The organism is Gluconacetobacter entanii, assembly GCF_003206495.1.
GTDB classification, from domain to species: domain Bacteria; phylum Pseudomonadota; class Alphaproteobacteria; order Acetobacterales; family Acetobacteraceae; genus Novacetimonas; species Novacetimonas entanii.
In genome coordinates this window covers 46,154-58,369 of record NZ_NKUF01000013.1, presented here as the reverse complement: position 1 = coordinate 58,369, position 12,216 = coordinate 46,154, and the positions used below count along the sequence as shown (strand labels likewise).

11 protein-coding genes are annotated in these 12,216 nt (G+C 63.4%); 4 read left to right on the top strand and 7 right to left on the bottom strand.

Features of this window, described 5'->3' with window-relative positions:
- Positions 1 to 56: 56 nt before the first annotated feature.
- Complete coding sequence (gene bfr, locus CFR72_RS07805) at positions 57 to 539, top strand: bacterioferritin (protein ID WP_110094150.1); 483 nt, start codon at positions 57 to 59, stop codon at positions 537 to 539.
- A gap of 76 nt (positions 540 to 615) precedes the next feature.
- On the opposite strand, the gene CFR72_RS07800 is transcribed toward bfr, so the two are convergent.
- From CFR72_RS07800 to CFR72_RS07790, 3 genes are all read right to left on the bottom strand, one after another.
- Complete coding sequence (locus tag CFR72_RS07800; RefSeq protein ID WP_110913439.1) at positions 616 to 846, bottom strand: (2Fe-2S)-binding protein; 231 nt, start codon at positions 844 to 846, stop codon at positions 616 to 618.
- A gap of 281 nt (positions 847 to 1,127) precedes the next feature.
- Positions 1,128 to 2,342, bottom strand: a complete 1,215-nt coding sequence (locus tag CFR72_RS07795; protein WP_110913419.1) for an NADP-dependent isocitrate dehydrogenase — start codon at positions 2,340 to 2,342, stop codon at positions 1,128 to 1,130.
- 179 nt (positions 2,343 to 2,521) lie between these two features.
- The gene (locus CFR72_RS07790; protein ID WP_110913418.1) at positions 2,522 to 3,985 is read right to left on the bottom strand and encodes a sodium:solute symporter; all 1,464 of its coding nucleotides are present in this window, start codon (positions 3,983 to 3,985) and stop codon (positions 2,522 to 2,524) included.
- Positions 3,986 to 4,274: 289 nt separating this feature from the next.
- Between CFR72_RS07790 and CFR72_RS07785 the strand changes: the two genes are divergently transcribed.
- Genes CFR72_RS07785 through CFR72_RS07775 form a run of 3 tightly spaced genes read left to right on the top strand, consistent with a single transcriptional unit; the run spans position 4,275 to position 7,191 of the window.
- Entirely contained in the window at positions 4,275 to 5,456 is a 1,182-nt protein-coding gene (locus CFR72_RS07785; protein WP_110913417.1) for a serine hydrolase domain-containing protein, read from the top strand.
- Between the two features lie 38 nt (positions 5,457 to 5,494).
- A complete protein-coding gene (locus CFR72_RS07780) occupies positions 5,495 to 6,427 on the top strand; it encodes an N-acetylmuramic acid 6-phosphate etherase (protein ID WP_110913416.1) in 933 nt (310 codons plus the stop codon).
- A 5-nt stretch (positions 6,428 to 6,432) separates the two neighbouring features.
- Positions 6,433 to 7,191 carry a GntR family transcriptional regulator gene (locus CFR72_RS07775; protein ID WP_244182211.1) on the top strand — a complete coding sequence of 253 codons (759 nt, stop codon included), beginning with the start codon at positions 6,433 to 6,435 and terminating at the stop codon, positions 7,189 to 7,191.
- On the opposite strand, the gene CFR72_RS07770 is transcribed toward CFR72_RS07775, so the two are convergent.
- The 4 genes from CFR72_RS07770 to nagB are packed head-to-tail and all read right to left on the bottom strand — an operon-like array spanning position 7,166 to position 12,200.
- Entirely contained in the window at positions 7,166 to 9,220 is a 2,055-nt protein-coding gene (locus tag CFR72_RS07770; protein WP_244182210.1) for a beta-N-acetylhexosaminidase, read from the bottom strand. The genes CFR72_RS07775 and CFR72_RS07770 overlap by 26 nt on opposite strands.
- Positions 9,221 to 9,256: 36 nt before the next feature.
- Entirely contained in the window at positions 9,257 to 10,360 is a 1,104-nt protein-coding gene (gene nagA, locus CFR72_RS07765; RefSeq protein ID WP_110913413.1) for an N-acetylglucosamine-6-phosphate deacetylase, read from the bottom strand.
- Positions 10,361 to 10,409: 49 nt separating this feature from the next.
- Positions 10,410 to 11,363, bottom strand: a complete 954-nt coding sequence (locus CFR72_RS07760; RefSeq protein ID WP_110913412.1) for an N-acetylglucosamine kinase — start codon at positions 11,361 to 11,363, stop codon at positions 10,410 to 10,412.
- 45 nt (positions 11,364 to 11,408) lie between these two features.
- On the bottom strand, positions 11,409 to 12,200 hold the full coding sequence (nagB, locus tag CFR72_RS07755; protein WP_167400331.1) for a glucosamine-6-phosphate deaminase: 792 nt from the start codon (positions 12,198 to 12,200) through the stop codon (positions 11,409 to 11,411).
- Positions 12,201 to 12,216: the final 16 nt, after the last annotated feature.

The window sequence follows — 12,216 nt, the reverse complement described above, 5'->3', positions numbered from 1 at the left end:
ATGCCACCCACCGGCAGTCCTTCATGATCATTCCCTAGGCACCAAGGACAGGAAACATGATCCGCGATCCCAAGATCATCGAACATCTCAACACGCAACTCACCAACGAGTTGACCGCCATCAACCAGTATTTCCTTCATGCGCGCACGCTCAACCACTGGGGCGTCACCCTGCTGGGCAAGAAGGAATACGAGGAATCGATCGAGGAGATGCGTCACGCCGACTGGCTGATCGAACGCATCCTGTTCCTTGGCGGCCTGCCCAACGTGCAGCGTTACAACCAGGTGCTCATCGGCCAGAACGTCGAGGAAATCCTCAAGTGCGACCTGAAGCTGGAGGAAAAGGCGATCGCGGACCTGCGCGAGGCCATCGCCTATTGCGAAAGCGTGCGCGACTATGTCTCGCGCGACCTGTTCCTCAAGATCCTTGATAACGAGGAAGAGCACGAAGACTTCCTCGACCGTCAGTTCGACCTGATCAAGATGATCGGCATCGAACGCTACATCCAGCTTAACTCCGCCTCTGCCGAGAAAGAGTAACCAGACCAAAGGCCAGCCATCCCAATGGGGTGGCTGGCATGGTCCCGCCCATGGCCGGGACCGTACGGCATGTGCTTCATGCCATGAGGGTACGCCCCTCACCGCCTGACAGGTCGAGCGTCGCTCCCTGTCCCTCGCGGGCCTGACGCAGGGCCCGGCGCAGCAGGCACACGACCCCCGGGACACAGTTCCCGCACTGCGCCTTGCATCCCTTTGCCGCATAAACCTCCCGCGGATGGGTGGCCCCCTTGCTTACAGCGATATTTACATCCGTATCCGTCAGCATGTTGCACGAACAAACAAACATGAAACACCCATCCATTGCCGCGAGTCCGCCTCACCATATATGAGAACAATTCTCAATATCAATGGGGGATGAAGGATTTTCTGCACCTTTTGCGAACACGCCCGCGCGAACTGCCCGCCCGCAGGCGGCGCCTTGCGATTCGCCCACCGGGATCGGCGGTTTGCCCGGCTGGATGGGGCACCGGGCCCAAACACAAACGCCGCCTCCCGGACGGGCGACGGCGTTCATGGACCGTGGTCAGGACAGGCCCCGGATCACAGGGCCTGCTGCGGATGGAGGGATCAGGACAGTTTCTTGCGCAGGCGGGCGTCGAGAACGTCAAGGAACGGCTGCGTGTCCAGCCATTTCGTCCCGTTGCCAACCAGCAGGGCAAGATCCTTGGTCATTTCACCGCCCTCGACCGTCTCGATGCAGACACGCTCCAGCGCCTCGGCAAAGTGGATGACGTCGGGCGTATTGTCGAAACGCCCTCGATAGGCCAGTCCGCGTGTCCATGCGAAGATGGAGGCGATGGGGTTGGTGCTGGTGGGGCGTCCCTTCTGGTGCTCGCGGAAATGGCGGGTCACCGTGCCGTGCGCGGCCTCGGCCTCCACCACGTCGCCCGTGGGGTTGAGCAGCACGGACGTAATCAGGCCAAGGCTGCCGAAGCCCTGCGCCACGATGTCGCTTTCCACGTCACCGTCATAGTTCTTGCACGCCCAGACATACCCCCCCTGCCATTTCAGCGCGCAGGCCACCATGTCGTCGATCAGGCGATGTTCGTAGGTCAGGCCCAGCTTTTCGAAATCCGCCTTGAATTCGCGCTCATAGACCTCCTGGAACACATCCTTGAACATCCCGTCATAGGCCTTGAGAATGGTGTTCTTGGTGGACAGGTAGACCGGCAACTTGCGGTCCCGCCCATAGTACAGCGACGCACGGGCAAACCCCTCGATGGACGCACGGGTATTGTGCATGCCCAGCGCCACGCCCGGCCCCTTGAAATCATGCACATCGAGCACCTGCTCCTCCCCACCATCGGCAGGCTGGTAGCGCAGCGTGACCTTGCCGGGACCGGGGATGCGGGTTTCGGCGGCGCGGTAGATGTCACCATAGGCATGGCGGCCGATGACGATCGGCTTGGTCCAGTGCGGCACCAGTCGCGGCACGTTCGCGCAGATGATGGGTTCGCGGAAGATCGTGCCATCAAGGATGTTGCGGATCGTGCCATTGGGCGAACGCCACATCTTCTTAAGGCCGAACTCCTTGACCCGCTCCTCATCGGGGGTGATCGTCGCGCACTTGACGCCCACGCCATATTTGCGGACGGCTTCGGCGGCCTCCACCGTCACGCGGTCATCCGTTTCGTCGCGATGGACAATCCCGAGGTCGAAATATTTAAGGTCGATGTCCAGGTACGGCAGTATCAGGCGGTCCTTGATGAAATGCCAGATAATGCGGGTCATTTCATCCCCGTCCATTTCAACGACGGGATTTTTTACCTTGATTTTGGCCATGTATTGGGTCCGCTTCTTTATTTTACATCCATGCGGGCATGGACATTTCCTTCGGGCGAACATTCATAAAGGCCACGCCACCACAGAATAAAGAGATAGAGCGCCTCTCCCCCTTCACAAACGTGACAGCACGACGGCAAGGCGCGCATCGTGGCCACGTTCATGCCATCGGGTATCCCTCATGCCCGCAGGCGCCGGACCTGGCGCGACACCGTGCCGAATGCGAACATCAGCACCACACCAAACGGCACCAGCCATGAAAAGGCAATGACATGGCCATAGGGATGGACAAACATCATCACGCCGCACACCACCAGCAGCGTCAGGATGAACGCGGGCAGGACATCGCGCACATCCGCCTGCGCCACGAACATGGCGAACACGAACGCCCCCAGCATCGCGCCATAGGAACATGCCGCCACCGACAGGCCGAACACGACGGCAGGCCCGTGGCTGTGTGAAAAACCCAGCGCGGCCAGCACAAGGATCGCGGCCCATGCCAGCGTGACCAGGCGTGCGAACGCCAGCGGCGCCATATGCAGGCGTTTCGTCACCGATGTGCAGAATGCGGAAAAATCAAGCAGCGTCGCACTGGTCATGGAATTGAGCGTCGCCGACAGCGATCCCATGGTGGCACTCAGCAGGCCGGCAATCAGCAGGCCGGCCAGTCCATGCGGCAGGCCATGGACAATGAAATCGGGAAACAGTTCATCCGACGCCCCCAATCCCACTTCCGCCAGCGGACGCCCGCCATTTCGCGCCCATAGCAGGATTCCCACCAGCGACAGCAGCGTGAACAGTCCCCCCACCATGAAGCCGCTGCCAATCAGCGCCTTGCGCGCATCGCGCAGGTTCCGTGCGGCAAGGATGCGCTGCACCATCAACTGGTCGGTCCCGTGCGACGCCATGGACATGATGGCCCCGCCGACGATGGCGGCGAGCGGGGTATAGGGATTAAGGAAAAACAGGCTGGATTTCTGGAACAGGTGGAACCGCGACGAATGCACCAGCATATGCGTCTGCGCCGCCGTCTGATGGTGGTACAGCAAGAAGACACAGTCCGCAGCGCCGGTGACATAGACGGCAAGCTGTATCGCATCCGACCAGACCACCGCGCGCAGGCCACCAAAAAGCGTATAGAACAGGGTCAGCCCGACAATGATCAGCATCACTACGAAATGTGGCAGCGGGAAATGCATGGCCGCAAGGATGGCCGCAACCGGCAGCATCCCGGCAAACATCCTTATCCCTTCCGCCAGCACGCGCATCAGCAGGAACGTGACCGAGACCGTACGTTCCATTGACGTACCGAAACGCTGCCCCAGGTACTGGTAGACACTGCTGAACTGCCCGGAGAAATAGTGTGGCAGGAACAGCCATGCGACCAGTGAACGCCCGATGACATAGCCGATCGCAAGCCCGACGAAGACCAGTCCGTCCCCATAGGCGATGCCGGGGATGCTGATGACCGTAAGGGTGGAGGTTTCGGTCGCCACCAGCGACAGGCAGATCACCCACCACGGCAGGTCATGCCCCCCACCGACATAGGCGGAGACGGACTCCTGCCGTCCGGACAGGAAAAAGGCAATGAACGGCAGCGTCAGGCAGTAGATGCAGATAATCGAGAGATCGATGGGAGACATGCCAATTCCATCATTTCAGGGACACAAATCATATAACCAAAGCAATACCACAGGAAAGCCGGGAATCATCAGATTCCGAAACAATTTTCTTTCGTTAACGCAATGACATAATTGCTGGAAATACATCCTTCCTGCCATGGGAACCTGCATTCACGATTATGTCACCGCTCCACCCGGCAGGCATGTGTACCTGAAACATGATGAAACGCCATTGTTATTGCGACTTCATAATGGTATTATTCCTGTATCAGATACTGCAACGCCTTTCAGCCAGCGGATCCCCTGCACCATGCACGCATTCCCTGCCACACGACACCTGCGTCGCCGCCACGCCCTGCTGCTCGCCACGGCCGCAACACTTGGCGCATGCGCACGCACCAGCCACGGACAGCGCATGACGCGGAACATGGCGGAAGTCGATCACCTGCTTGAACAGGCCGTCACCACGCATGCCACGCCGGGCGTCGTATGCGCCATCGGGCATGCGGGAAAGGTCGTGTACCGTTCCGTCCACGGGCAACGGTCCGTTGCGCCCACGCACGAAGCCATGACATGGGATACCGTGTTCGACATGGCATCCCTGACCAAGGCGGTCATCACCGCACCCAGCATGATGCAGTTGTGGGAACAGGGACGATTCAACCTCGACGACCCGGTGTACCGCTACCTGCCGCAATTCGCGACGCAGGGAAAATCCGGCATCACGATCCGGCATCTGCTGACCCACTATTCCGGCCTGCGGCCCGATCTGGGCCTGCAGGACAAGTGGCAGGGCCGCGATGCGGCCTTCAGGCTGGCGATGAACACCGTTCCCGACCATCCGCCGGGCAGCGGGTTCGTCTATAGCGACATCAACTTCATCACGCTGGGATTCCTGGTGGAAAAGCTGTCGGGCATGACGCTCGATGCCTATGCCAGCCGTTATATCCTGACACCGCTCAATATGCGCATGTCAGGCTTCCTTCCGCCGGAAACATGGCGCGCGCACATCGCACCGACGCAGTTCGATGAAAACGGCCAGATGCTGCGCGGGCAGGTGCATGACCCGTCCGCCCGGCGCATGGGCGGCGTCGCGGGACATGCGGGCCTGTTTTCAACGGCCGACGACATGTGCGTCTATGCGCAGGCGCTGCTGGACCGGCGCGCGGGCAGGCCGTCACTGTTCCCGCTGCAGACCAGCACGCTCATGATGATGACCACGCCACAGCAGCCGCAGGGCAGGACCGACCTGCGTGGACTGGGCTGGGACATCTCCACGCCCTATTCATCGCCGCGGGGCGAGCGTTTTCCCGTGGGGTCGTTCGGGCATACCGGCTTTACCGGGACATCGCTGTGGCTTGATCCCGACAGCGATACCTATGTCCTGATCCTGGCCAACCGTGTCCATCCCGATGGGCATGGCAATGTCATCAAGCTGCGCCATGATGTTGCAACTGCTGCCGCTGCCGCCCTTTCCATACCCCGGTCCTGACCTTTTCCACCCTTGATACTGCCGGAGCGCGTGCTTCCATGACCCCGAATTCCTCCCCTGCCCTTCCTGTCCTGACCGAGGGGCAGGATCCGCGTTACGCGGATGTTGACCTGTGGCCCGTCTCATCGGTCCTCGATGCGCTGGCGGAATCACAGATGAGTGCGGTCGCCGCCGTCCGCGCCGCCGTCCCCGAACTGGAACGTGCGGTCAACGCAGCCCTGCCCCGCCTTCTGGCGGGGGGACGGCTGTTTTATGTCGGCGCAGGGACATCGGGCCGCATCGGCATGCAGGACGGGGTGGAACTGCTGCCGACCTTCGGGTGGGAGCCCGAGCGCCTTGTCCTGCTGCTGGCGGGCGGCAACGATGCGATCTATCAGGCCGCCGAGGGCGCGGAAGACCGCAAGGACGTCGCCCAAAGCGAAATCATGGCCCACAATCCGGGGCCGGACGACGTGGTCATCGGCATCGCGGCAAGTGGTTCCACCCCCTATACCTGTTCCGCCATCGCAACCGCACGCGCGGCAGGCAGCCTGACGATCGGCATTGCCTGCAATCCGTCGTGCCTGCTGCTGGGCGCGGCCGAAGTCGGCATTTCGATCGTGACGGGACCGGAAGTCATTTCCGGCTCCACGCGCCTGAAGGCCGGAACCGCGCAGAAGGCCACGCTCAACCTGATTTCCACCACCCTGATGATCCGCATGGGCCATGCCTATCGCGGGCAGATGGTGGACATGCGCGTCGTCAATGAAAAGCTGCGCCGCCGGGCCTGCCGCATGGTGCAGAACCTGACCACCAGCACGGCGGAACAGGCCATGGATGCGCTCAAGGCGACGGGCTTCAACGTCAAGCGCGCGGTCATGCTGCGCTGGGGCATCGCCGCGGACCGGATCGATCCACTGCTGGCGGCCCATGACGGCAACCTGCGCACGATCGAGGCGCAGATGGATGCGACGGGTGAGCGGAAGGATTGATCCGGGTGGAGCATCACGCAAGGTTCGAGGAAGCACTGCGGCTTGATCCCGCCAGTCACATGCCGCTCTACCTCCAGTTGGAGGCACGGCTGCGGCAGATGATCGAAAGCAGCCAGTTACGTCGCTGGGACGCCATCCCGGCAGAGCGTGAACTGGCCAGCATGACCGGGGTTTCGCGCGTGACCGTGCGCAAGGCCATGGCCAAGCTGGTGCATGAAGGCCTCGTGATCCAGAAGACCGGGGCCGGCACGTTCGTATCGGGACGTTTCAGCCAGCCGCTTTCGGAACTGAGCGGCTTTTCACAGGACATGCGTGCGCGTGGCTTCACCCCCGGTTCGCACTGGCTGGACCGGCAGCATGCCACGGCAGGACCGGATGAGGCCATGGCCCTCGGGGTCGCGCCGGGCACGCGCATTATCCGCCTCAAACTCATCCGGACCGCCAATAACGAACCCATGGCGGTGGAGACCGCCATCGTGACGGCGCGCGACCTGCCCGATCCCTATCTGGTGCAGGACTCCTTCTATGCCGTGCTGCGGGCGCGGGGGCTGGTGGCGGTGCGCGCGCTGCAACGCCTGCGCGCCGGGCTGGCAACCCAGCAGGAAGCACTCTGGCTGCACCTGAAACAGCCGGCGCCCATCCTGCAGATCGAACGCCGCGCCTTCCTTGCCGATGGCCGCGTGCTGGAGGTCACATACTCCTCCTACCGCGCGGATATGTATGATTTCGTAGTCGAACTCAGGTCTTCCGACCCGACGCCATAAGGGCCTCGATCCCCGGCACGATCTCCTGCACAAGATCGGCTGGCGGTTGTGCCATGGTGTGCGCCGCCTTTGTCGTGGCGGAGGCGTCGATCTGCTGGTGCGCCAGCGTGATCGCATGGCGCGCACTGTCCCGCCAGCCGTGGCCGCCACCATCAAGCGCCGCCAGTCCCGCGCGTGCGAGTGCCGCCAGTTCGGCCGACACCGGCAGCAATGGCTGCAGCACCGGATACTGCGCCACCAGGCGCACCATCGCCGCATCATTGTCACGCCACGCCACAAGCCGGGCGCGCAGGTCAGTCTTCAACGCATGCTGCCCCGCAAGACAGGCGCGGACATCGCGATTGAACGCCTGCGCGGCGAAGCTGTCCGGGGCGGCGATATCGGCGGGCGTGTCGAACTGCTGCTGTGTGATCGGCACCTTGTGCAGATACTGCCAGGCCTGATGGTTGCGGGCATAGTTGCGCACCGGCCCTGTCACCGACAGCAATGTCAGCAGCGGTTGCGGATCGGCGGGCGCCAGGCGGGCCGCCATGCGGTACGTATTCGCCTGCGCCCGGTTGCCCAGCACCTGCAGTTCATCCTGCATGACAGGCAGGCGCGCGGACAGGCTGTCGGGATCACGCACATCCTGCAGCGACCAGAAACGCTCCGCAATGGCGGCCGTGCGGGGCCATAACCGCGCGTCGAGCATCTCTTCGGTCACGGTTTCGGTCCACAACGCCGCCTCCGCCCCGATGACCTGCTTTTTCTGGCCATCGGACAGCGTATCCGTCGGGTCCACGCGATAATGCTCGGCCGCGGGCTGCAACAGGTCGAGGTAGTAGCCCGCCGACACCACGACAGGATGCCCCGCCGCCGCGGCGGAGGCGGCATATTTCTGACCCCGCCACGCCTCCACCATCACGCCTTGCGGCACCGGGGCCTCGCTGACTTCGTCCCAGCCCATCATGACCTTGCCATCATGTTCCAGCATACGGGCAATCCGCGCGGTGAATGCCGCCTGCAACGCCTTGGGGTCGGCATAGCCATGCGCCTTCATGTAGGCGGCGATGCGGGGATTTTGCGTCCATTGCCATCCCCGCACCTCGTCCCCGCCCGCATGGAAATAGGTATCGGGAAACAGGCGTGCCATTTCGTGGTAGAGATGGCGCAGGAAAACGTAGGTTTCCGGCCGGGTCGGATCGAATGCATCGACATAGACCTGCCGCTGGTCCATCGCATCGGGCGTCTGGGCCGCATATTGCGGATAGGCCGTCAGCAGGGCGAAGGAATGGCCCGGCGTGTCGAATTCAGGCACGACGCGGATGGCCCGTTCCGCCGCATAGGCCACAAGGGCGCGGATCTGCCCTTGGGTATAATACTCCCCCCGCGCGGCTATTTTCTGGATACGCGGATAGCGATGGCTTTCAACCCGGAATGACTGCCCGTCCGAAAGATGGAGGTGCAGGACATTGAGCTTTGCAAGCTCCATCGCGTCAATCTGGCGCTCCAGCGTCGCGGGCGTCATGAAATGGCGGCTGACATCAATCAGGAGACCACGCCATGCGAAACGTGGCCGGTCATCAATCACGGCGGCATCAAGCACGGGGCCATCGGCCGTATGGTCCACAAGCTGCAGCAGCGTGGCCAGCCCCCGGATCACGCCCGCAGGTCCATCCGCCGTCAGCAGCACGCCATGATCGTCAACCTGCAGGTGATAATGCTCCCGCATTTCGACCGACAGCATGTGCGGGTCCTTCGCCGTGCAGTCGATCTGGAGCCGCAGCGGGACGACAGGGCCATATTCCGGGGCATAGCGACGTCCCGAAAGCACATCCAGACGCCTTTCAAACCGCCCCACGACACGGTCGAGCAGCGGGGAGCGCACGCGCGGCCATGTGACCTCCACCCGCCCGGTCAGCGTGATGGGGCGGGCACCGGGAACATAGGATGCGGGCATCGGTATCAGCGCGGGCGCAGCCATCGCAATGCAGGGTGTGACAAGTATTGCCGCAGCAACAAGCGCATGGCGCATATGTAAAAAAGCCAATACCCGTTCCCCCGCCATGCCCCGGCCGCCCCGCGATCAGCGCAGACGCCGTCCGCCGACCCAGACTTCCTCGATCTGCAATGCGCTGTTCATGACCACGAAATCGGCACGGCAGCCACTGGCGAGGCGACCGCGATCCTCCAGCCCCAGATACCGCGCGGCGTTGGTGCTGACGAGGGCGGCGGCGTCGGAGAGTGACTTTCCCGCCGCGACCGCGTTGCGCACGGCGACATCCAGCGTCAGCACACTGCCCGCCAGCGCCCCGTTATCCAGCCGCGCCACGCCATCCCTGATATGCACGGTCTGGCCGCCAAGCTGGCTGATCCCGTCACCACCGCCGGTCCCGCGCATGGCGTCGGTTACGAACAGCAGCCGCGATCCCATGACGCGATGCGCCAGGCGGAAGGTCGCGGGATGGACATGGTGGGTGTCAAAAATCATCTCGGCATAGGCTTCGTCGCTGCACATCAGTGCCGTGACCGGGCCGGGACGACGGCTTTCGATCGGGGCCATCGCATTGAACAGATGCGTCGCCCCCGCCACGCCACCCGCCGCACAGATACGGCAGATCGCGCGCTCCGCCCCTTCGTAATCGGTGACCGTATGCCCCAGGCTGACGCGCACGCCGGCACGGGCGAAGGTTTCCATCGCGGTCTGCGCATGCTCCAGTTCCGGGGCAAGGGTCACGACCCGCACCACGCCGGTGGCGATGGCTTCCCCGACATGGACCGGATCGGGGGCGATCGCGAATGGTGGCTGCGCGCCAAGGCGATGCGGGCTGACGAACGGCCCCTCCAGATGCGCGCCATGGACCAGCGGGCCATCGGGGATGACATTGCGCCAGACTTCCGCCACGGCGTTGAGCGCATCCATCACATCGGCCCATGGGCGTGTGATCGTGGTGGGCAGGATGGTCGTGGTGCCATGCGCCAGATGGAAGCGCGACAGGCGGTGGATGGCATCCACCCCATCCATCGTATCCGCCCCGTCCCCGCCATGCACATGGCCGTCGATGAAGCCGGGCAGGATATAACGTTCGGGGGCATTCGCGCTGGGCGTGATGTCCCCGATCATGCCGTCAAAGGACATCGACGCACCGATGATCCGGTCCTCAAGGACAAGCTGGCCACTGATATTCATGGGTTACGTCCGATCATAAATCTCATCCGTCATTGGGTCCGTGCCGCGCTCAGTCGCACGACAGGCCGGTGCGCAACTGCGCCAGCCATGCCCCATCGACTTTCCATCCCGCAAGGCGCGCCGCACGCATCGCCCCGCCCCCTATGGCGGAAAACTGTGGGGCGCGCGGGGCCTCCCCGAGCAGGCGGGTCACGGCCTCGATCACGGTGTGGCTGAGGAATACACTGCCGCTATGGCTCCACGGCAGGGCCTGCCCCAGGCGCGCACGCGCGGTCTGGACCTGTGAGGCAAGGAATCCCGCCGCGCGTTCAAGGATCTCCACCGCATCGGCACAGCCTTCGTCGGCAAGGCGGCTGACCTCCCGGGCCAGCGCCGCGATCGCCGAACGGGGATGGTCCTGGATGCGCTGCCATTCCAGCAGGGCCTCCCCCGCCAGTTCGGGGTCAACCGGCAGGTCGAGCGCACGCAGGATGAGGCCCGCGAACGCGGCCCCGTCAGGGTGGCGGGTGTCAAGGAAATGCACCACCTTGCCAAGGGCGGCGCACCCGATCCAGTACCCGCTGCCCTGATCCCCCAGCATGAAGCCCCACCCCCCGATGCGCAGCGGGGGATGGCGACGGTCTTCGGCCCAGATGACCGCACCCGTCCCCGCAAGTGCAAGGATGCCCGGCCCGTCGGCAAATGCGCCGATGCAGGCAATCTCCACGTCCGAGCACATCATGATGGTCACATCAGGCCCAAGGACGTCACGGACGACCTCCTCCTGCAGGCGCGAGGACGGGCGCAGCGCGCTGTACCCCGCAAGCCCGATGGTCGCCGCCCGCAGGGGAACCGGGCTGATATCACGCAGCAGGTCCGTCAGCGTCCGGGCCCAGTCCGCCTTGTCATACGGATTGCTGCCACCTGCATGGCGGCGCGCCAGAACACGTCCGTCAGGGGCGACCACGACGGCGCGGGTACGGGTCCCCCCGCCATCAACCGCAAGAATTGCCTCGTCTGTCACGTCATGCCGTCCCACGAAAATACCGTACCGTCACGACCCGTCCCATCAGGCCAGCAACGCCTTGAGTTCCGGGTCATGCTGCATCAGATATTCGATATAGGGACGGCATGAAAGATCCGCCGCCGCCGCCTCGTCCACAATCACAAGGCAGTCGGCGTGCATCTGCAGGACGGTCGCGCTGATGCCTGCCGTGACCGGTCCCTCGATCACGCGGGCCAGGATTGCGGCCTTGGCCGCCCCGGTCACCACCATCAGCGTCCGCCGGGCATCGGCGATGGTGCCGACCCCCATTGTCACCGCATGATGGGGCACCTGCTCCAGATCATTATCGAACATGCCCACATTCTGCCGCCGCGTTGCAGGGTCGAGCGTCACGAGACGGGTGCGCGACGTGAGGGCGGACAGGGGTTCGTTGAAACCGATATGACCATTTTCCCCCAGCCACAGAAGCTGCAGCCCCAGGCCGCCGCTATCGCGCATGGCCTTTTCATATGCCGCGCACTGCGCCGCCATGTCGGGGGCCATGCCATCGGGCACGTGCGTGGCCTCCAGCGGCACATTCACCTTGGAGAACAGGTGCGCGTTCATGTAGGTGCGATACGAATGCGGCGAGGTCGGTGCAATACCGGCATATTCATCCAGATTGAACGTCCGGCATGCCGAGAAATCCAGCCCGTCCTCCTTATGTGCCCTGACCAGATGGCCGTACACCGCCTCCATCGTCCGGCCTGTCGCCAGTCCCAGCGCGATATCGGGCTTCTGGCGCAGGGCCTGTTCAATGACACGCGCCGTCAGCGCGGTTGCGCGTTCAGCAGTCGGACAGATGACAACCTTCATGACATTCTCCACTTCC